The sequence below is a fragment of the Polaromonas jejuensis NBRC 106434 genome (genome assembly GCF_001598235.1).
Classification (GTDB): Bacteria; Pseudomonadota; Gammaproteobacteria; order Burkholderiales; family Burkholderiaceae_C; genus Polaromonas; species Polaromonas jejuensis.
In genome coordinates this window covers 23512-43510 of record NZ_BCYO01000030.1, presented here as the reverse complement: position 1 = coordinate 43510, position 19999 = coordinate 23512, and the positions used below count along the sequence as shown (strand labels likewise).

At 56.5% G+C, this 19999-nt stretch carries 13 protein-coding genes and 2 pseudogenes; 7 read left to right on the top strand and 8 right to left on the bottom strand.

The genetic code is table 11. From position 1 onward, the window contains the following. Nucleotides 1-194 precede the first annotated feature (194 nt). The 6 genes from PJE01S_RS21200 to PJE01S_RS21175 all read right to left on the bottom strand — a co-directional run bounded on the left by PJE01S_RS21200 (nt 195) and on the right by PJE01S_RS21175 (nt 7754). Nucleotides 195-1643: an IS1182 family transposase gene (locus tag PJE01S_RS21200; RefSeq protein ID WP_068835685.1), complete on the bottom strand. Its 1449-nt coding sequence runs from the start codon at nt 1641-1643 to the stop codon at nt 195-197. 316 nt (nt 1644-1959) lie between these two features. Next, a complete protein-coding gene (locus PJE01S_RS21195) occupies nt 1960-3417 on the bottom strand; it encodes a P-loop ATPase, Sll1717 family (protein WP_068835683.1) in 1458 nt (485 codons plus the stop codon). Between the two features lie 57 nt (nt 3418-3474). Beyond that, nucleotides 3475-5160: a DUF2326 domain-containing protein gene (locus PJE01S_RS21190; protein ID WP_218017546.1), complete on the bottom strand. Its 1686-nt coding sequence runs from the start codon at nt 5158-5160 to the stop codon at nt 3475-3477. After that, complete coding sequence (locus PJE01S_RS26340; protein WP_369406100.1) at nt 5087-5257, bottom strand: ABC-three component system middle component 7; 171 nt, start codon at nt 5255-5257, stop codon at nt 5087-5089. Before PJE01S_RS26340 ends, PJE01S_RS21190 begins: the two co-directional genes overlap by 74 nt. Before the next feature lie 34 nt (nt 5258-5291). After that, nucleotides 5292-6026 carry an ABC-three component system protein gene (locus PJE01S_RS21180; RefSeq protein ID WP_218017545.1) on the bottom strand — a complete coding sequence of 245 codons (735 nt, stop codon included), beginning with the start codon at nt 6024-6026 and terminating at the stop codon, nt 5292-5294. Nucleotides 6027-6707: 681 nt separating this feature from the next. Continuing rightward, on the bottom strand, nt 6708-7754 hold the full coding sequence (locus PJE01S_RS21175) for an IS110 family RNA-guided transposase (RefSeq protein WP_068835676.1): 1047 nt from the start codon (nt 7752-7754) through the stop codon (nt 6708-6710). Between the two features lie 243 nt (nt 7755-7997). On the opposite strand from PJE01S_RS21175, the pseudogene PJE01S_RS24790 reads away from it, so the two are divergent. Both PJE01S_RS24790 and PJE01S_RS24785 read left to right on the top strand, forming a co-directional pair. Next, nucleotides 7998-8276 (top strand): annotated as a pseudogene (locus PJE01S_RS24790) (site-specific integrase); the annotation flags it as partial. Nucleotides 8277-8279: 3 nt separating this feature from the next. Continuing rightward, nucleotides 8280-8588: pseudogene (locus PJE01S_RS24785) on the top strand (transposase); the annotation flags it as partial. Nucleotides 8589-9036: 448 nt separating this feature from the next. Here the strand turns inward: PJE01S_RS24785 and PJE01S_RS21165 are convergent. After that, on the bottom strand, nt 9037-11940 hold the full coding sequence (locus PJE01S_RS21165) for a DNA methyltransferase (protein ID WP_068835673.1): 2904 nt from the start codon (nt 11938-11940) through the stop codon (nt 9037-9039). Nucleotides 11941-12683: 743 nt separating this feature from the next. Between PJE01S_RS21165 and PJE01S_RS21160 the strand changes: the two genes are divergently transcribed. The 3 genes from PJE01S_RS21160 to PJE01S_RS21150 all read left to right on the top strand — a co-directional run bounded on the left by PJE01S_RS21160 (nt 12684) and on the right by PJE01S_RS21150 (nt 16231). After that, entirely contained in the window at nt 12684-13130 is a 447-nt protein-coding gene (locus tag PJE01S_RS21160; protein ID WP_157090428.1) for a hypothetical protein, read from the top strand. Nucleotides 13131-13149: 19 nt separating this feature from the next. Then, nucleotides 13150-13404 (top strand): HigA family addiction module antitoxin, encoded by a 255-nt coding sequence (locus tag PJE01S_RS24780; protein ID WP_084389685.1) that lies wholly within the window; start codon nt 13150-13152, stop codon nt 13402-13404. Nucleotides 13405-14782: 1378 nt separating this feature from the next. Further along, nucleotides 14783-16231: an IS1182 family transposase gene (locus tag PJE01S_RS21150; protein WP_068835667.1), complete on the top strand. Its 1449-nt coding sequence runs from the start codon at nt 14783-14785 to the stop codon at nt 16229-16231. Nucleotides 16232-16750: 519 nt separating this feature from the next. Here the strand turns inward: PJE01S_RS21150 and PJE01S_RS21145 are convergent. Beyond that, on the bottom strand, nt 16751-17755 hold the full coding sequence (locus PJE01S_RS21145; RefSeq protein WP_068835665.1) for a tripartite tricarboxylate transporter substrate-binding protein: 1005 nt from the start codon (nt 17753-17755) through the stop codon (nt 16751-16753). A gap of 239 nt (nt 17756-17994) precedes the next feature. Between PJE01S_RS21145 and PJE01S_RS21140 the strand changes: the two genes are divergently transcribed. Beyond that, the gene (locus tag PJE01S_RS21140; protein ID WP_068835664.1) at nt 17995-18771 is read left to right on the top strand and encodes a GntR family transcriptional regulator; all 777 of its coding nucleotides are present in this window, start codon (nt 17995-17997) and stop codon (nt 18769-18771) included. Nucleotides 18772-18789: 18 nt separating this feature from the next. Then, nucleotides 18790-19992 carry a CaiB/BaiF CoA transferase family protein gene (locus PJE01S_RS21135; protein ID WP_068835662.1) on the top strand — a complete coding sequence of 401 codons (1203 nt, stop codon included), beginning with the start codon at nt 18790-18792 and terminating at the stop codon, nt 19990-19992. Nucleotides 19993-19999 lie beyond the last annotated feature (7 nt).

Sequence of the window (19999 nt, the reverse complement as noted above, 5' to 3'; positions counted from 1 at the left end):
CGTTCTGAATCCACCAACAGCCGCTATGCAGCGAGACTGTGTAATAACTCCACGAACATCGGGTTTTCAACGTGCCGGTCCCGCCAGCATTTTTTTGGCGCGGGATGTGCGCGACATCGTCGCATCGGACCTGGTTATTGGTCTGGCTGCCTTTTGAGATTGCAGGAGCGTATGTTTTTTGGCGTAAAAGGCGCCTATGCCCCCACCATCTTCATCGCTCGTATCGTCTCAGCGATGCCAAGGATGCTGATCACCCGCTTCAGGTTGTAAGCCAGTACGTGCAGGCTCATCTCGGTTGCCACGTTGACTTTGCGGCGCATGAGAAAGTGCGTCCAGCCCATCCAGTGTTTGAGCGTTCCAAAGACATGCTCGACGGTGCTCTTTCGCACCCTCATCGCCTCGGGCTGACGCTCCAGGCGCCCTTGCACAGCCTCCATCACCGATTCATGTTCCCAGCGCCTGATGCGTCGGTAGTCGCTGATTGTGCATTTATCTCTCATTGAACATGAGGTGCAGGCGCTACTCCAATAGATGCGAACCTGCAGGCCGTCTTCGTCCGTCGTGAATCTGTGTATGGCTCGCTGCCCTGCGGGGCATTGGTACTCGTCCGCACTGGCGATGTAGATAAAGTCTTCCTTGCCAAAGCGCCCCTGTGCACGGGCATTGGAGGTCATGGGCTTTGGCACGTATGCCGCAATGCCTGCGTCTTCACAAGTCTTGAGTTCGGGGCCGCTGTAATAGCCGCGATCTGCGAGGACTTGCAACTGTTTCACTCCCATGGCCTCACGGGCCGCTAGTGCCATTTTCCCTAGCTGCGCACGGTCACTGCCAGTGTTGGTGACCTCGTGGGCCACGATCAGGTGGTGCTCGGTATCGACAACCGTCTGCACGTTGTAGCCCACCATCGCTGTGCCTTTCATGCTGTGGGTGGTCATTGCCCGTGCATCCGGGTCGGTCAGCGATACCTGTTTATCAGGTTGCGTTTCCAACTGCGCCTTGATCTCCTTGAGCTCTTGCAGTCTTTGACGCATTTTCTGGATCTTGCTTTGCAAACGCTCCGTTTTGGCCGGCAACTCCACGCTTTGCGTGCGGTCGGCCGTCTCCAGCGCATCCAGATAGCGCTGGATGCTTTCCTCAATCTCGCGTTCACGTCGCGCTATCTTGCCGGGTGTGTAGTTGCGCTCGCGGTTGTTGACAGCCTTGAACTTGCTGCCGTCAATAGCCACCGTCCCCTGTGTGAATAACTTCAGCTCCCGGCACAGCATCACAAAGCGCCGGCATACGTTGCGAATGCCTTTGCCATTGTCTTTTCGGAAATCAGCGATGGTTTTAAAGTCAGGTGCCAAGCGTCCGGTGAGCCACATCACCTCGACGTTGCGTTGGCATTCTCGTTCCAGGCGACGGCTGGACTGAACGCGATTGAGATAGCCGTACAGGTAAATCTTTAGCAGGACCGATGGGTGATACGAAGGACGCCCGGTGAGCGCTGGTGAGGTCCCTTCAAATCCCAATGTTGCCATGTCCAACTCGCTGATGAACGCATCAATCACCCGTACGGTATTGTCTTCTGCAATGAAGTCGTCCAGGCATTCCGGCAGCAGGGTGACCTGGCTACGGTCACTGCCTTGGATGTATCGCGTCATCTGCAGGCCTCCATCAATGCGTTGATTTAGGCATCAACGCAGGAGGGCTCAACGTCGTGGACAAAATTACGAGGTTTTCACACAGTCTCCAGCGTAAACAGCCATTCGCCCCGACCCCAGCCAACGGAGGCTGTCGGCTATCAACTGACCTTCCATCGGGGCTTTTCGTCAGTGGTCATTGACCGAAAGTCTACCCATCTCTAAGGCTAGGTTTGCCTAGGCTGGGAAGTGACCTTAGAGCCTGTGGCGTACCCAGCCAGCCGAGAGTTGGAGCCTATAGTCGAGCAGATGCAAGACGTACTGGGATGTCTTGCCGTTATTCGATCCGCAAGAAATTCCTATAGCTCGAATGCACTGTCCACATGATCTTGTTTTGGTGATTTTCCTCGGTAGAGAACAAATCTGGATCGCTGTTGTAGGTCACGAAATCGGGTTTTCCAGGGCGATGGGCTACCAAGAAGTCGATCTCAAATAGAAATTCGACGAGCTGTTCGACGTCCTTGTACGGGAATCCATTTACTGGAGGCACCTCAACGACCTTATCCTCGAACTTCTCTTTAATGAGCTTCTGTACCTGATATTTGTTGTACTCACGTTTTCCGCCGCGGAAAGATTGGATCAACTTATCCAACGCCATGAATTGGTGCGAATGTTCCTTCTGAATATCTGAAATCTTCTCTTGGCCAAACTCCTGCATAGCAGCGTAAATATTTGCTTCGCTGATTCTTTGCGTGCCTGCTTTTACGCCAGCCATCTTTGCAAGCTGTCCCATCCAACGAGGTCGGCCGCCAGCGAGAAACTTCAACGGAATGAACGGCTCTACAACCTGTTTCGACCAGTTGAATTTTCCGTAAAAAATCTGGTCAAATATGTCGTAATAGTTACTTGCCTCATCCCACTTCAAGGCTAGCGGAAATTGCTCCCTTTTTAAGTAGGATAGGATTTTCTTTGTAAAGATCGACCGCAGCGCATCATCCCGCCAAGAAATGTCAATCAAATACTGGCGAATCTTGTCCTGATCCTCCATTTTCCTCAGGTTGCGCCAGACATCGGTTCTAACACTCGCCCGTAGCCTCAAGCCGGACACGTTAAACGCAAGCGACCTTAGTGCACTGAAGAACGCTCCGACCCTCTGCTGGTTGTCATCGTCGTCAACATACTTTGCGTCAATATCGTCAATGAGAATCCAGACGGTTCGCTCACCCTTGTCCTGAAAGTTCTTGAGGGCTTGCTCTGGATTGACGACGCCTCGCTTCTTTGTGGCCTCAAGTACGTTTGCCCCACCTGCGGCGGCCAGCGCTTTTTGAAGCATTCCGCCCGCACGTTCTGTTAGCGCCGAAAGCAGGTTCAGGTTCTTGAAGCCTTCAAGTTCTGCGGCCTCGACCATCGACATCTCGAGATCAGTGAATGCCACATTGATGCGTCGGCCAATCTCTATGCAAATTCGCTTACAGATTACCTGTTTCCAATGATTCTCTAAATAGGCCTGACTCTTGCCGGTGAAATCGCCCATCCCCATGAGTTCATTCCCCGTGGTGAGTATCACCAAGTCGTCAGGCGCCTGCTCCTTGCGCCGCAGTGATAAGACCTTAAGCATTGCAGACTTGCCCATGCCTTTTCTGGCGCGAACAATCCCTAGCTCATTCTTATCACTGAAAAACTTTCTAAATTCAGGGAGGTCGACGAAATATTCTCTCAAGGCTTGGTCGCGCTCGTTTTCCCCAGAGTCATTTCCAAACACTTCGTCGTAATCGACATTGTAAAAGTAAGTCATTCGAGTAGCGCTAGTTATGTTTCATTCTTAAACCAAGGGCATCATGGTGCCTCACCGTTACTTCTGATCGCGCCAGTCCTTGGTGTAGAGAAGATCGCCATGTCCCAACTTCAGTACGGTGAATTGCTTGAGCAGCAGTTCGGCTTCTGGCCCGAACTTCTTTGCCTCGTCGAAAGACAGGAAAATCTGCTTCGAATCGACGGCTGCCAGGATGCGGAGGATCCGGCGGATCGCTGGCACTTCAATGTTCTTGTAAATTATCGAATCGTGGAGGAACAACGGGAGCCTGGTCAGTGACAACATCGCTAGGTCGAAGCCGATCAATCCGGCGTATGACTTACCTGTTCCCGTGTCTGCAGGCGACGTAAATTGATATGAGCTGGCGCTCTTAATGCGCAACTCCGAACTGGCCCGGGAAGGGCCATAGATGACACTGTTGAACGCCCTCAGCTTCAGGTTAATCTGTCGCTCAATGTCGAAGAAGATCCTTGTGTAGATCAAGTCCAAGCGCTCATTGGAAAGCTTGATCGTTTCGTCCAACTCGATTTTTCGCTCGAAGTGCTGGTTCTCGTTGATGGCTTTGTCCGTCGCTTCCTTCAAATCGAAGACGCGCTTAAACACGTCGTCAGGCATGCCCTTGGCTTGTAGAGCCGCTTGAATCTCAAGATCGATTGCAGCGATCTCGTGTGCCGTTGCGACCTCCTCGGCATGAGCGACCGCCAACTCATCCTTGAGCTCCTTCTTGACGATACTTCCGATCTTTTGATGGAACGCTTCGACCTGTTCCAGACGTTGTATATCCACTGTGGGAAAGTAATCGGCGACAAGGGCAATGTTGGCGGTAAGTCGCGGCGTGATGCCTGAAATCTCCCGCTCTAGGCGTTTGACCTTGTTCTGGAGCTCCGCCCGTAGGCCTCCCAGCTCGTTTTTGCGCTGCTGTTTCTGTTGCAGACTTTCCTCGAACAGCGACTCATAGACGCTGAGTGCACCACCAAAGCCTTGCTTGAGTTGGTCGATCTGCACGCGATTCTCGGCGATCGTCCTAGTGTTCTCATCGTGTCTGGTTTTGGTGATCTTTGGGATGATGCTGGCGTTCATGGAGTTGTTGATTAGCGTCCTACGCTCCTTCTGCTCCTCCAGTGTCTTCCTTTCGGCGGCAATATCCGGACTGCGACCGAAGAGATCAATCAAGCGACCAATGGCGACAGACGACGACTCCTTTGGCACGGAGACAAAGGGCTGATCCGGTTCCAAGCCGCCTTTGCGCCAGATGCGGGCAAACGGATTCACGATCGATCGGAACGAATTCTCGAGGCCGTCCAATTTATACAGACGTTTCAGCAGCCTTTTGTAGTCCTCGAGTGGTAGCTCGCGGAGCCTTGCATAAGTGTCGTCACAAACAAACACCGTATCAGGCGTATCGGTCGCGCGCGAGAAGAACGACCGATCCTGCCCAAACTGGAAAGAGAAATCGTAGTGGTGGTGACCGAGTTCCCGGATCGCACCCGCATCGTCCTTCAGAAAGGTTGTGCCGCCGAGCACGAAGTCGATAACCATCAGCACCGTGGACTTGCCGATGGAGTTCCTAGCATCGTCATCGCCCAGGATGACATTGAGCCCGGAATGGAAGGAAATCTCCGAATGGCTGAAATGAACGCACCGAATTTCTTTAAGCATATCGAATCGATCCTGAGTCAACGTCGATGTCCAGTAGTCCAAGGACGAACAGTGCATCCAGCGCATGAAGAAACTCGCTGGCGTCCCGAAACACATCACGTGTCCGGTGATAGATGTCTTGCACGCTTTCCGCCTCCGTCGCCCCACTCAGAATGTTTTTCATCCTGAAAAGAGTGGACTCCTCGAGCCGCGTGAACTTACTCGGCACCAGCATCAAACACCTCGCAGTTCTGAACAAAGAAAGAAGTCAACACCTTCGCGGCTAACATCGATCTCCCCGTTCGAGCGCTAATCCACTGCGCTACAAAGTTGAAAACGGCATCCTTGTTGTCTGGATGCTGCTTTTGCATTTCCAGGTAATAGGTGTTGATCTGGTTCTGCAGGATACGAATCGCCAGCTGATCGTTCTGCTCCAGCACACGGATATGGTCCCGAATGCGCACGTAGAAGCTAACGGCATTGACCTTGATCTCGTGCTTTTGCAACGGACTCATGCCGGTCCGAAGCTTCTTCTCCACTGTGGAAATATCAAATCGGGCGGGAGGGATTTCAGGTAAGTCATCGTCCAGGGCGACGATGCTGTCGAGGATCGTGTAGACCTCCTCCTGAATCGTGTACTGAGCAGCCGTCACCCTGGCTCTTGCATCGGCCAAAAAAACGTCTTTGATTCGTCTGAGCCGATCCATCTCCTCCACCTTGAAGTCCTTGTCGAACTTGGTGTGGCATGTGGGACACAAGGCAATGACGTTTTCGAGGGCGTTGATCTCGGGTGGCGGCGTGCGCCCGACGAGGGCTTCGACTTGGGCCGGTGTGGGACTAAGCGGGTAGATGTGCGCAACTTCATAGCCCTTAGTCAGGCTTCTTGACCCCTTCTTTCGAAAGAGAACAGGCTGCGTACACAGTGGGCAACATCCGCTTGTTTCGCCGTACAAGATGCTGTGTTGGTTGTCACTGTAGTCCGTTCTTTTCTTCACTATCTAATGATCCTATTTCACCGGGCCGGGAACTGCGCACGCAGATAGATATGTGCAGATGTAACTGTTTAGTTTAAGCGCAATGACGCTTCACTTCGGTCCGCGTGCCGGACGCACTCTAGCTATGACGCATTAATACGACGAGTCGCATCCATAATTTCGAAAATCATCAACCTAGAGAAGTCCCTGCTAGGGGCGACTGCACCTTTAGCGGCTGAGCGGCCAATGGATGGCAATTTCTTCTGTGACTGGGAATGATTGCGTCGCCGATGGGGCTGCAGTACACACAAACGGCGGCACGCTGGATGTCTGCTTCCAGTCTGAAACTGACTTCCGTTATGCAGCGGTGGACTAAACCGCTTACATGGTCGTCCCAGGGAAAGCAAGTTTTTAACGGCATGAAGTTTCAAGGGGGTTGCAGTCTTACAGCCGGCCTGTTTGTGCAGGCTTGTTCACCTGCTGGCCCTGATGGCAATCGCGAGTCAGGTTCCCATCTCGCGCACGTACTCAAGGTACTAGCGGTTTATCGGAGTATCCCGGCCCTGGTTTGACCTTTGACCCATCACAACGCTTCTTGCAAGCTCTCCCTCAAAAAAAGTTACCTTTCTGGCTCAGGTCTTGGTTGTCGCTTTCATGATCTCAGGCCGCAGCCGTCTCGGTTGGATTCCATTTAACCTGGTCAAATGCGTGTCCTTTGGCCAGGACGGCCCAGACGGTGCGCGCCATTTTGTTGGCCAGCGCGGCAACCACCACATTGAGATGCCGACGCTGCAGCAAGCGCTCAATCCAGCTACTGTGAGCGCTACGGCAGACGACGGCTCTGGCCCCGCTAATCAGCAGTGTTCGCAAGTAGGTGTCTCCCCGCTTGGAAATTCCCAGTTGTTGTGTTCTGCCGCCCGTGCCAACCTGTCTTGGCGTCAGACCCAGCCAGGCCGCAAACTGCCGTCCGGACTTGAATGTCGACAGGTCTGTGGCAGTAGCGACCAAGGCCGTCGCCGTTAACGGGCCAACTCCGGGAATCGCCTGCACGGCCAGCATCTGCTGGTTTTGTTTGACCATGGCGGCCAACCGCTTGTCGAGCTGGTTGAGGTCATCTTGCAAGGCCTCGACTCGTTTGAGCTGCTCCTGCACGCTCAGCACCACCACCTCTGGCAAGCGATTGTCCTGCTGGGCCTTGGCCAGTTCAGCCTGTACAGATAGCAGCAACTTCTTGTGCCCCTCTGGCAGCACGATGCCGAACTCGTAGAGCAAACCGCGCAGGGCGTTGGTCTGCATGATGCGGATCTTCATCAACTGTGCGCGTATGCGGTGCAGGCTCAGACAGGATTGCTGCTGCTCGCTCTTGACAGGCACCTCCCGGATGTGAGGTTGCTGGGCAGCCACCCAGATGGCTTGAGCATCGAGTGCATCGGTTTTGTCGCGCAGCACGAAGGCCCGAACATGCTTGGCCGGCAGCAACTTGACCTGGTGGCCCATGGCCTGCAGGGTGCGTGCCCAGTGGTGGGCCCCGCCGCAAGCTTCGATCGCCACCAGGGATGCTTGGCGGTTAGTGAAGAACTCGGCTACCTTAGCGCGTTTGAGTTGGCGCCGCTGTATCTCCCCCGTCTCGGCATCAACAATGTGGAGTTGAAAGACGTTTTTGGCGATGTCCATTCCAATGATGGGCAGTTGTGAAGCCGATTTCATGATGGTTCCTCCAGGGTTGAAGTGGTTGCGAACAATTTTTACTTTGGCATATCTCTGGCGTTACTGCGAGGCCCGACCTCTGGATCTGTTACTCCCTCATGTCAACAGCAGCGGTGTAGGTGGGACGACCATGCCATCTCTCGCGGTAATCGCTTCGGCGACATCGTGGTTATTCGTTCCGCCGCTGGTTCTGCCAAGTTGACGGGTGAGGCAATCCGCCTCGCTCTTCGACTGGAGTGAACCATGAGCTCATTGACGCCCTCCGTCTCCCCGTTGCGGCAACGCATGATCGACGACATGCGCATGCGCAAGTTCAACGGCAAGACCCAAATCCATTACATCCGCGCCGTGCGCAGGCTCGCCGCCTTTCTCAAGCGATCGCCGGACACCGCCACCGCCGAGGACCTTCGGGCCTTCCAACTGCACATGGTCGACACTGGCACGTCCCCGCCGACCATCAACTCCACGCTCAGCGGCCTGAAGTTCTTCTTCGATGTGACGCTGGGCCACGCCGAGCTGATGGTCACCCGCTACAAGGCCATGACGCTCGACGCGGGCGAGTTCATGCGCCGCTTTCTGTTGCACGTGCTGCCCGGCGGCTTCCACCGCATCCGCCACTACGGGCTGCTGGCCAACTGCAACCGAACCGCCAGCCTAGCTCTCGCACGCCAGTTGCTGCAAGTGCCGCCGCAGGATCCGCAGCCCTGCGACGATTCTCTGGACACGGCGCGACCGACCTTCATCTGCCCGCACTGCGGCCACGCGATGACCATCGTGCAGACCTTCACGCGCGGCGAGACGATCCGCGCGCCACCTCATCGGCCCACGCCATGAGCACTCCTGGCTGCCAGCGCAACTCAAGTTCGTCGACGCTTCACGCGTCGGCACGGTCACCTCGTGTCTGGCGCGTTGTACCCTTACGTCCATGCCTGCGCACCATCTTGTCTGACGCGACCTTGCGCACCATTGCCTGCATTCGCCTCGTCGCCGAGAGTCTGCACGCCAATCGAGCGCACCATCACCGCGCCACCGCACGCCTGCAATCGCCATAGCGTCAACCGACACCGCCACGTGCGCCGCGGTTTCCTCCCTCGAGGTTTGTTCGACACCTGCCCTCCATTCAGGGGCATCACGTCATTGGTGTGTCGCGCGGGCAGGTGTCGAACAAACCTAAACGAAAGCAGATGGTGGAGGTTAAATTGACGTTAGTCCGCACTCGGCAGAAGCGATCCTTACATCCGACCGCCAGAAGCGGCCAGGCGGCACAGGTGCGCGCGACAGATCAAATACCTGAGCAGTCCTTAGTGATCAGCATCGCCGGGGTCTTGTAAGAGGGGGGAACACCCGGACCTGTTACCGCGTTGCCTGCTGCGAGGTCTGCTTCGACAGCCGTGTTCAGATCCAGTAGTTGCTGAAGAATGTCTTTTCGGGCAGAAATGCCGTAGGCAGCCAACACGGCAGCGTCGAGCGCTTCATGGGCATCCCTTAGCGGGTTCTTACCGGGTAGCTCGATTGACCGGTAGAGCGCCCTTAGCCCGCCGTCTATGTTCTTAATCGCCTGTGCTCGGAGCTGCCTGAGCGCAACACCTGCGGCAGCAACGGCTTCAATTTGTGTCTTGGTCGGCGTCTGCGGCCACGGGAACGTTTGAAACACCGACTCTGAGGTGTAGCGGGGGTCCGATTTCATGTTCGAGCACTTCGCGTGGAACCACAGATAGTGCGGCTGCGATTGCAGAATGCCGAAGCTGTAGTCGTCATCCATGACAAAGCACGTCAGCGCGTCGCTCGGTCGAACCTTGGAAGACACGAACATGAATAGCGGGCGCTTGGTCACCCGGGAACATGCAAGAAAGCGTTCTGACTTCTCAATCTTCGCAATAAGTTCTGCACGCGAGCGGAAGTGCTGCCACCAAGTGTTCAGCCACCCTTGATCCTGTCCAACGTCCCTACCACTAGCCTCCCGCTCCTTCCGAGCTAGCTCCTGAATGTAGGGAAGCACCAAGGTTCGAACTCGCTCGAAGGGCTTCTTGTAGGCTTGGGCTTCGACCACAGATCGAATCTGGAAATCGATGACGTATCGTGCGGCCTTGCCACTAACAAGCAACTCGTCCCCTCCCGCGAACAGGCGCACCACCTGACTGTTCTTTGGATCAGCAGCGATCATGGCTTTTCCATCAGCAATGTTCAGAACGAAGCCATCGTTGTAGCGCGGATATTGACCTGTGTAGCAATGATTCGAGTTGACGGACAGCGGAACGGCACCGGTCACATCCGTTTGGTCAGATAGCCCTGAGTTGATGTAGCCGACCTCACGCATGTCCAGCTCGTACTGCTTCGATGCCGGGCCTACACCACGACGCTGCTTTCGCGTTCCGGCTACCGGGGGAATCTTGAACCAGAGTCGCCGCATCTTGGGCAGCAGCTTGTCATCTTGCGTTTTGACCCAATTGGCGATCGACACATGCACGTTCGCCTCGCCAGACCATGGCTGGTTGTCCACCGCATCGACGATTGTGCCCGTGGCTGCGATGTGGTCTAACCCGCCAACCCGCGACGCGTTGTTACGCACGTTCTGCGTACCGACCAAGCCAGCACGGCCCGCCACAGGGTCAGCCGCTGTGCACGGCTTCAGTTCGTCATGCGCACGGCGGAACCAGTACACGCAAAAGTCGGCCATACCCGGCACTTCGGGGTAGGCGGCGCGAACCTTGTTCACGTAGTCGGCACCGAATTCAGGCTTGAGCAGCTTGGCGCCAAGGAACGGAGGATTGCCCACTATCACGTCGGCCTTGAGCCATGGCGCCCGCGTGCCGTCCTCCTTGACGAGCGAGTCGCCGGCGCGGAAGTTGGCATCTAGGTTGTCCAGCGGCAGCGCATTCTCGTTAATGTGCAGTTCATCGATACTGAGCTTGTGGGCCAACATCATCGTCACCTTGGCAATGTCCACGGCAAACGGATTAATGTCCATGCCGTAGAAGTTGCGCGTACTGACGAAGCCAAACGGGCGCTGCTGGGGGTCAACGCTCTTGTACTCGGCGGCCATGCGCTCGTAGATGCGAGCCTCAAGGCGCTTCAGCTCCCGGTAGGCAACATACAGGAAGTTACCGCTGCCGCACGCGGGATCAAGCACGGTGAAGTTCTCGATCCGTGCGAGCAGTTCATTTAAGCGACCAAGCGTGTCGGCACGTTCAATCAGTTCGGTCCACGGTGTCACGATGGTCGGCCCCACAACCTTCATGATGTCCACTGGGCTGGTGAAGTGCGCGCCTGTTGCGTGCCGCGCTTCCTTTCCGAGCGAGTGCTCGAAGATGGTGCCGAATATCTCCGGGCGCACCTTGGACCAGTTGAACTGCGAGGCTTCCTTCAGTAGCGTCCGCTGGTCGGCATCCAGTTCAACGCGTGCAGGTTCTGCAAACAGACCGCCGTTGAAATAGGCCACCCCCTTGAAGCGTCCGCCCTTTGCTCCGCCCTTGGTGTTCATCGCCTCGAACAACCCGCCGAGCAAGTCGTAGGTATCTTGCTTGCTCTTACACTCGTCGAGCACTTCGGTTACGAAGTACTTTTCTAGCAGACCAATGTCCTCAGCGAACAGCGCCATCAGCATCTGCAGAATGAAGCGCTGAGCCAACGGCTGCTCTACGCCGCGCTTGATCATCAGGTTGAAGCACTCCGCCAGCTTGTCGGCAGCCTGACGCGTAACTGTTTCCTGGTGGTTGCCGAACACCGGGGCCACGTCGCCTGGAAATAGAAAGTTCAGCGGCCCATACTTGCTCGGGAGTTCAGAAAGGCTGAGCTTGTCAACGGGGGTGTCTAACTGTGTCTCAAAATCGTAGACCCAGAACTCGTCGAAATTGCACAAAACCGCATATCGCGGGCGGTTCGGCACGAGACGGGTCCAGTATGTGAAGGCTTGGCTGTAATGCTTCGTTAGGTCAGTTCCACGCTTCTTCATCTCAATGACAACGACTGGTTTCCAAACGAGGTCTGCAAATGACGTGCCACCGTTGTCGTTCTTGATGCGCTTTTCACAGGTTGCGCCGGCCTCTTTCCAACCCGCGTGCCCAAATCCCTTGAAAAGTCTGTCGAGGAAGATTTGTGCCTCACCCTTCTCATCGCCGGTAATGTGCGTGTCGACCCAAGTCACGAACTCGGCCAGCCTCAAAGTCTTCTCATTAGTAGTCGCCATGCAGCCTCATTTGTTGAGCTTCTTGATATCAGAGGCACGCAGGATGTGCCCGCCCATATGGTACTTGGTGCATAGACGATGGATCAGAGAGGTCGTTGCTTGCATCGATTTTGAAGCATGTGCATGGCGTAAACGTTATAGGGGCGGTACTGGCAAACGAAAGTCCACTTTCGTCATTGCGAACTTCTGATCCAGGTCGAGGCCGGCTGGATTCCCGAGATCTCCTGAATGACCGCTCCCAGTGGCTTGACCTGCCCCTTGATGCACACGCTCGGATGACCGGAGTTGGCCGATAGTACCAATTCGGCTCAGGCTCGCAATTGACGTCATCCTGCAGGGTCGGTTCGATGTTTCAGTGGTCAGCACCAGAATCTTGCATATTGCTGGTCACCAATTCCCGGCACAGATGGTCAAGTAGACCGGAATACGCACTGAACAATGCGTCCTCGTTCAGCGTTTGGCAGAGTTGTTAGCGGCTGTGAAAAACCGCGTAAATATGGCTGTCAGACCGCGTTTTTGGCGAACCAGGGTTTTGTTTTCTAGGAATACTGTGTTGGCCGCGTGACCTGCAGCAAAGCCGGTCAGCCATCGGCATTCAGAACGGCACGTCGTTCTCGTCAATGTCAGTGTCTGTAAAGGGCGGCGACCAACTTAGCCGCCACGTCTCTGCCATCCGCATGCGCCACCCTGGCGGCTTTTTTCATGATTTTTCAGTTTTCGTGTTGCACCGCTAATAGTTGCTATTGACACAGGATTTTGACTATCTATTCTGGGAGCCTGTGGTCTTTGTGTTCAACAGCAATCGCAAGGCGGTGCGTATGAAATCCTCCGATATGACCGGGGAAGATGCTCCTGACGGCGAACAAGAAGTCTTGGTGCCGGAAGACTTCCCTCATGATCCGTTTCCCGCTACGTTGGCCGGCGCGCAGCCGAAAGTTGCTGCGTGTGAGGTCGATGGCCGCTATGTCGTTGGCCTTGCTGAAGACGAACGCCGCGGACGTTACCTCATGTGCGCAGATCTTGTAGAGCAACTGACCGGCTACACCGAGAGAAAGCGCATTGAACGTCACGATCTGACTTTGACCACGCTATTGGATGAAATCGATGCCGGCATCAGGCGTAAGGGATGGGAGCTTGGCCAAGTCGAGTTCGACTGGATCATGGCTAGATTGCGATCGCAGTTCCTGTGAAGCCTCAAGGAGGTTGAACGTGACACGCATGCATAACCCACCTCATCCTGGCGAGGTGCTCAAGGAATATCTGGGCGACAGGACTGTCACCGAAACGGCTGTGAGGCTTGGTGTGACCCGAGTAACACTGTCGAGAATTGTGTCCAGTACTTCTGGCGTTTCAGTCGACATGGCTTATCGACTGGGTGATGTCTTTGGAACAAGTCCTGAACTATGGGCGGGCATGCAATTGCAGTACGATTTGCACCAGGCAGGCACACGCAGAAGACGATGACCCGGAGAAAATCATCGAAGGAGTCTGGAAGTGAACAGCAGGAAACGAAAACACAGCGTAAACCAGCTTTTCCATGCAAGGTTTCATAGCTCCAGATTTTCCTGGCAATGGGCTGAGGACAGAGATTGGGCGAACATGACTCCAGTTGGTCGGAAATTTGGAAGCCCAGACTACGACCAATTGATGCAGCAGGACCTCAGTGATTTGAGGTCGAATTTATCTAGCCTCGTCAATAAATGCAGCGATTCAAGCCTGGGCAGTAACGCCCCCTCTGATCCCACTGAACGCAAGCACGCGGTCAACGTGCAAATCGCGCTCCATGAGCTTGGACATGATGTGAACGTTGCTGTGGCTGCGGCCGTATGGAGGCACCATTCCAACTCTTTGATGGCGAGTTGGATGTCTGGGGCAGAAACTGTTGCTTCGGCTAAAAGAACCTTATTTGCCTACTGCACACGGAAGCCAACAGATTTGAGATCATTTCTTGAGTCTACATTGAGGGCGAGTGGCGACGGAAGGTATCGAGGACTTACCGCTCACGAAGGCGGATGAACGCATCCAGAAGGTGGCTGGCGTGTGCTTCTAGTTTTTCGATCTGCGACGGCATATCTGGGGCAACCTCACGTAGATGTCTAGGTCATGTCGGAATCGTCTAGCCGCAAACTAGCCTCCAGCAGGGATTGCTTGGTCACCTTCGCCTTGGCCAATCTAACGACGTTCCCTGTGCTTTTGAATGACTTCGGCCTCACCTCTAGCGCTTCAGCAGCCGAGCGCTCTGCGGGTGTCAACGAATCGTCCAGATAGAGCGGTGCAGCCACGGTCGACCGTCGGGCGACCAAGTGCATCCCTTTGGCCTCTCTAACTTTGGAGCCAGGTGATCGGCGAAAAGTTGACCGTTACCTCGACGTCACCAAATCGGCTTTGCTATTTGGGGGGCGGGCCCTGCTCGTCGAGGGAATTGGGTTCGGGAACCAGTTGGGTTCGGGGGGCAATGTGCTCTAACGCCGCTAGCGGGCGACTCCCCGCTCGTCCGAGACTCTGGGCAGGGACTCATAAGGAAGCTCCTGAACCGGGCAGCCACGACATGGTTCGCCACGTTTACCTGCCGCCACTCCGGGATGCCAGGAGGGCATTGGCCTCAGGGAATCCAACAAGAATCCATGCGCTCCTCAAGCATTTCCTCGGCGCATTGGCGCCGGAGGAAGTTGCAAAGGAACTGAGCCGGACTTCGTCATCTGAGGTCTTGCCCAAGGTGAGTGAAGCCGTCGAAGGAATGGTTGCAATGCAGCGAGACTGTGTGAAAACCTCGTAATTTTGTCCACGACGTTGAGCCCTCCTGCGTTGATGCCTAAATCAACGCATTGATGGAGGCCAGCAGATGACGCGATACATCCAAGGCAGTGACCGTAGCCAGGTCACCCTGCTGCCGGAATGCCTGGACGACTTCATTGCAGAAGACAACACCGTACGGGTGATTGATGCGTTCATCAGCGAGTTGGACATGGCAACATTGGGATTTGAAGGGACCTCACCAGCGCTCACCGGGCGTCCTTCGTATCACCCATCGGTCCTGTTAAAGATTTACCTGTACGGCTATCTCAATCGCGTTCAGTCCAGCCGTCGCCTGGAACGAGAATGCCAATGCAACGTCGAGGTGATGTGGCTCACCGGACGCTTGGCACCTGACTTTAAAACCATCGCTGATTTCCGAAAAGACAATGGCAAAGGCATTCGCAACGTATGCCGGCGCTTTGTGATGCTGTGCCGGGAGCTGAAGTTATTCACACAGGGGACGGTGGCTATTGACGGCAGCAAGTTCAAGGCCGTCAACAACCGCGAGCGCAACTACACACCCGGCAAGATAGCGCGACGTGAACGCGAGATTGAGGAAAGCATCCAGCGCTATCTGGATGCGCTGGAGACGGCCGACCGCACGCAAAGCGTGGAGTTGCCGGCCAAAACGGAGCGTTTGCAAAGCAAGATCCAGAAAATGCGTCAAAGACTGCAAGAGCTCAAGGAGATCAAGGCGCAGTTGGAAACGCAACCTGATAAACAGGTATCGCTGACCGACCCGGATGCACGGGCAATGACCACCCACAGCATGAAAGGCACAGCGATGGTGGGCTACAACGTGCAGACGGTTGTCGATACCGAGCACCACCTGATCGTGGCCCACGAGGTCACCAACACTGGCAGTGACCGTGCGCAGCTAGGGAAAATGGCACTAGCGGCCCGTGAGGCCATGGGAGTGAAACAGTTGCAAGTCCTCGCAGATCGCGGCTATTACAGCGGCCCCGAACTCAAGACTTGTGAAGACGCAGGCATTGCGGCATACGTGCCAAAGCCCATGACCTCCAATGCCCGTGCACAGGGGCGCTTTGGCAAGGAAGACTTTATCTACATCGCCAGGGAGGACGAGTACCAATGCCCCGCAGGGCAGCGAGCCATACACAGATTCACGACGGACGAAGACGGCCTGCAGGTTCGCATCTATTGGAGTAGCGCCTGCACCTCATGTTCAATGAGAGATAAATGCACAATCAGCGACTACCGACGCATCAGGCGCTGGGAACATGAATCGGTGATGGAGGCTGTGCAAGGCCGCCTGGAGCGTCAGCCCGAGGCGATGAGGGTGCGAAAGAGCACCGTCGAGCATGTCTTTGGAACGCTCAAACACTGGATGGGCTGGACGCACTTTCTCATGCGCCGCAAAGTCAACGTGGCAACCGAGATGAGCCTGCACGTACTGGCTTACAACCTGAAGCGGGTGATCAGCATCCTTGGCATCGCTGAGACGATACGAGCGATGAAGATGGTGGGGGCATAGGCGCCTTTTACGCCAAAAAACATACGCTCCTGCAATCTCAAAAGGCAGCCAGACCAATAACCAGGTCCGATGCGACGATGTCGCGCACATCCCGCGCCAAAAAAATGCTGGCGGGACCGGCACGTTGAAAACCCGATGTTCGTGGAGTTATTACACAGTCTCGCTGCAGTCCCGTCGTTCGAATCCCAATCATCAGTGACCGCAAAGGGCCGGTAACGCCAGTTCGTGGCCCCAAAACAGAAGCCTCACAGGCTCATGTCGTACTCGATGGTCAAGATATGAGCCAATTCCTGAACCCATTCCCAACGCAGAATTGTCATGAGGTGCTTTGGTCGAAATAGAAGCGTGGGCATGCGACAAAAAAATTTGGCTTATTTCATTACTCCAGAAAAGCCTCCAGCAAATGGTTTTTTTTGTCGGCTCTGAAAACTTGCAGCTCTTTGACTTCATTGATGATTGCGGGAAGTCCCTGTTACCGGATTGGCAGGGTGATGTAACCTCCGCCCCTACCGCGACCCTTTATTCCACAGCGATGCCCAGCTCCTTGGTTAGTGAGCGGTAGGTCGGCCAGGTGCGGGCAATGAACTGCTTTAAGGCGTCGCCAGTCAGTGGGCGGTCTTCTGCGTAAAGCGTGTCGCGCACGGCCTTGACGCGGGGCGACTCCTGGACGGAGCTTTGCACGAGTTCCGCCAGTCGCTTCACCAGCGCCGGCGGGGTGCCTGCGGGGGCAAACAGCATGTTGCATTCCGCCAGGTCCTCGTACGCCGGGCCTTTGAAGCCGGCGTCCACCCAGGTCGGAATGCCGGGAAGCTTGCGGGAGCGTTCGCCGATCACCACGGCCACAGGCTTGACCACGCCCTTATCAATGGCACCGCCCAGCCCGGCCAATGATCCGGCGCCCATGTCGATGGTGCCCGCGTACAGATCGATCAGCATGGCGCCGGTGCCCTTGTAGTTCACAACGTTGAACTGCCCGCCCGTGTCCTTGGCCAGGCGCGCGAGCATCAGCTGCCAGCCCGATCCGATGGAGTAGTTGCCCACATTGACAGGTTTTTTCTTGGAATAGGCGATTACGTCGGCCATCGTCTGGGCCGGAAAATCCTTGTGCACGACGGCGGTGACGGGGCCGACACCCATGGCTGCGATTGGCAGCAAGTCCTTGTCCGGGTCCAGCGGCATTTTCTTGAGCAGCGCGGGCATCTGTGCGAGCTGGCTGTGCAGCGACATCAGCAGCGTATAGCCGTCTGGCGCGGCGCGGGCCACGGTTTCTGCCGCGATCATGCCGATGGCGCCGGGCTTGTTTTCCACCACTACGGCCACGCCGAGTTTTTGCGAGAAGTAGTCAGCCAGCGCGCGCGCCGTGGCGTCGTTGGAAGAGCCGGGGGCTTGCCCCGCAATGATGCGGATCGGCTTGGTGGGCCACGCGCCGGTGTTGTTGGCCCATGCGGGAACTGCTGTCGATAGCGCACTTCCGACGCCCATCAGGATGGCCTGTCGGCGGTTGGGGGTGTACGAGATGGGCATATTTGTCTCCTTGCTGTCAGTGATCGGGTGCGGCCAATGATCGGTGGCAGATCTTCACAGAGCCTGATTCCACCTCGTCGCGCATGGCTCCTTGGTTGGAAGTATGGGGACGCGACACATGCTGCTGCCGGTGGATTACCCTGACTTGTCTGGAATTGTTCGGACAAGTAGGGGTAATCCATGGCGGGCCAGGACTACTGATCGCGCAAACTTGTTCGTACAAGTTGAGCCCTGAATCCATGTCTGATCACTCCCTTTTGCCGTCCCGCCCATCCACCAAGCGCAGCCAAGTCGCCGCGCAGCTGATGCGTGAAATCGAGGCAGGGCGCTGGGCCGTCCATGAATCGCTGCCGCCCGAGATGGCGTTGATGGACCTGTATGGCGTGAGTCGGCACACGGTGCGCGCTGCGCTGGCAGACCTGCAGGCGGTCGGCATGGTCGTGAGCACGCAGGGCGTGGGCAGTCGGGTAGTGTGCGCCAAGGCAACGCCGGGCTATTCGCAGTCGCTGGAGAGCATCTCTGAGTTGGCCTATTACGCCCGCAATACCTCGGTGCAGCTCGTGAGCGTGGAAGACGTTTTGCTGGACGAAGCGCAGGCGCAAGTCGTGGGAGCGGAGGTGGGGGCTGCGTGGTGCCATGCCGTCACGCTCAGAGCCGCCGCGGGGCAGCAGGCGCCGATGGGACTGTCATCGGTATGGGTGCCGGCGGCGAGCAAGAAAGCCATTCAGGCCTCGCGTCGCAGTGGCCTGCCCGTGTTTCTAGAAGTTCAGAAGACCAACAAGCAGATGGTAGGCGAAGTACGCCAGGTGATTGGCGTCGGCGTGGCGGATGCGGCGCAGGCCAAACTGCTGCAATGCGATGTGCGCGAACCGCTGCTGCGCATCCAGCGCTGGTACTTCGCAACCAACAAAGCACTGCTCGAAATGTCGGACTCCCTGCACCCGCAAGGGCGATTCCAATACGCAATGACCCTGCGCCACGTCAAGGGTTCGGCGGGCGCTACGCACACTTATTAACAAGTCACAAGGACGCACATGAAACCTCTGTTGGGGCAGCGGGTGATCGACCTCACCCAAAACGTGGCCGGACCGTACTGCACGCAGGTGCTGGCAGACCTGGGGGCAGAGGTCATCAAGATCGAACGTCCGGGCAGCGGCGACGACACGCGCCACTGGACTCCTGCCATCGGCGACGCCATGTCGCCCACCTACGCTACGCTCAACCGGGGCAAGAAAAGCCTGGCGATCGACCTCGACAGTGCCGATGGCCAGGACGTGCTGCGTTCGCTGGTGCGCGATGGCGACATCGTGATCCACTCGCTCAAGCCCGGCAGCGCCGAGCAGCGCCGTCTGGGCTATGACGACCTGCGCCCCGGCCGTCCTGGACTGATTTACTGCGCCATCAGCGCCTATGGCAATACTGGCCCTTTGGCTTCGCTGCCGGGCTATGACCCGCTGATCCAGGCCTATGTGGGCATCATGTCCGTTAACGGCCACGACGGCCTTCCACCTGCGCGCGTGGGGGTTTCCATGGTGGACATGGGCACCGGACTATGGTCTGCGCTGGGCATCGTGGCTGCCGTGGCGCAGCGCCAGACGACGGGCGACGGTTGCCGCATCGACACCTCGCTGCTGGAAACCGGCGTGGGCTGGATGACCAACCCCATCGCCAACTACAGCGCCTCGGGCAAGCTGCCCCGCCGAATGGGCTCGGCCACGGCCATGCTGGCGCCGTATGAAGTGTTTGAGAGTGCGGACTCGCATGTCTTCATCGGTTGCGGCAATGACCGGCTGTTCCTCAAACTGCTCAAGGCGCTCGAACTGACCGCACTGGCGGAGGACGAACGCTTTTCCAAGAACTCGCAGCGCGTCCAGCACCGGGATCTGGTCCACAACACGCTCGAAGCCACGACGCGGACCCTTGCATCCGTTGAGATGGTGCGCCGCCTGCGCGCGGCCGGTGTGCCGGTCAGTGCCGTGCATGACCTGGCGCAGGTAGTGAACGACGAGCAGGTGCAGGTCGCGGGGCTATGCAACACGTTGTCGATCCAGAGCTCCGCGCCGCAGGACGTGTGTGCGGTCGGGCTGCCCATCCGTTTCAACGGCGTGCGTGAGTTCGCACCGGGGCTGAGCGCGGGTGTGGGACAGGACAGCCGGCAAATCCTGCAGTCCATGGGGCTGAGCGATACGCGGATCGATCAGTTGGTTGTCAGCGGTGTGATTCAGGCGCAGGTATAAATTTTTT

Excerpts from the sequence above, each read along its gene's own strand:
- PJE01S_RS21200 (WP_068835685.1), bottom strand. The coding sequence starts at position 1,643 with ATGACGCGATACATCCAAGGCAGTGACCGTAGCCAGGTCACCCTGCTG.
- PJE01S_RS21195 (WP_068835683.1), bottom strand. The coding sequence starts at position 3,417 with ATGACTTACTTTTACAATGTCGATTACGACGAAGTGTTTGGAAATGAC.
- PJE01S_RS21190 (WP_218017546.1), bottom strand. The coding sequence starts at position 5,160 with ATGCGCTGGATGCACTGTTCGTCCTTGGACTACTGGACATCGACGTTG.
- PJE01S_RS26340 (WP_369406100.1), bottom strand. The coding sequence starts at position 5,257 with ATGAAAAACATTCTGAGTGGGGCGACGGAGGCGGAAAGCGTGCAAGAC.
- PJE01S_RS21175 (WP_068835676.1), bottom strand. The coding sequence starts at position 7,754 with ATGAAATCGGCTTCACAACTGCCCATCATTGGAATGGACATCGCCAAA.
- PJE01S_RS21165 (WP_068835673.1), bottom strand. The coding sequence starts at position 11,940 with ATGGCGACTACTAATGAGAAGACTTTGAGGCTGGCCGAGTTCGTGACT.
- PJE01S_RS21150 (WP_068835667.1), top strand. The coding sequence starts at position 14,783 with ATGACGCGATACATCCAAGGCAGTGACCGTAGCCAGGTCACCCTGCTG.
- PJE01S_RS21145 (WP_068835665.1), bottom strand. The coding sequence starts at position 17,755 with ATGCCCATCTCGTACACCCCCAACCGCCGACAGGCCATCCTGATGGGC.
- PJE01S_RS21140 (WP_068835664.1), top strand. The coding sequence starts at position 17,995 with ATGTCTGATCACTCCCTTTTGCCGTCCCGCCCATCCACCAAGCGCAGC.
- PJE01S_RS21135 (WP_068835662.1), top strand. The coding sequence starts at position 18,790 with ATGAAACCTCTGTTGGGGCAGCGGGTGATCGACCTCACCCAAAACGTG.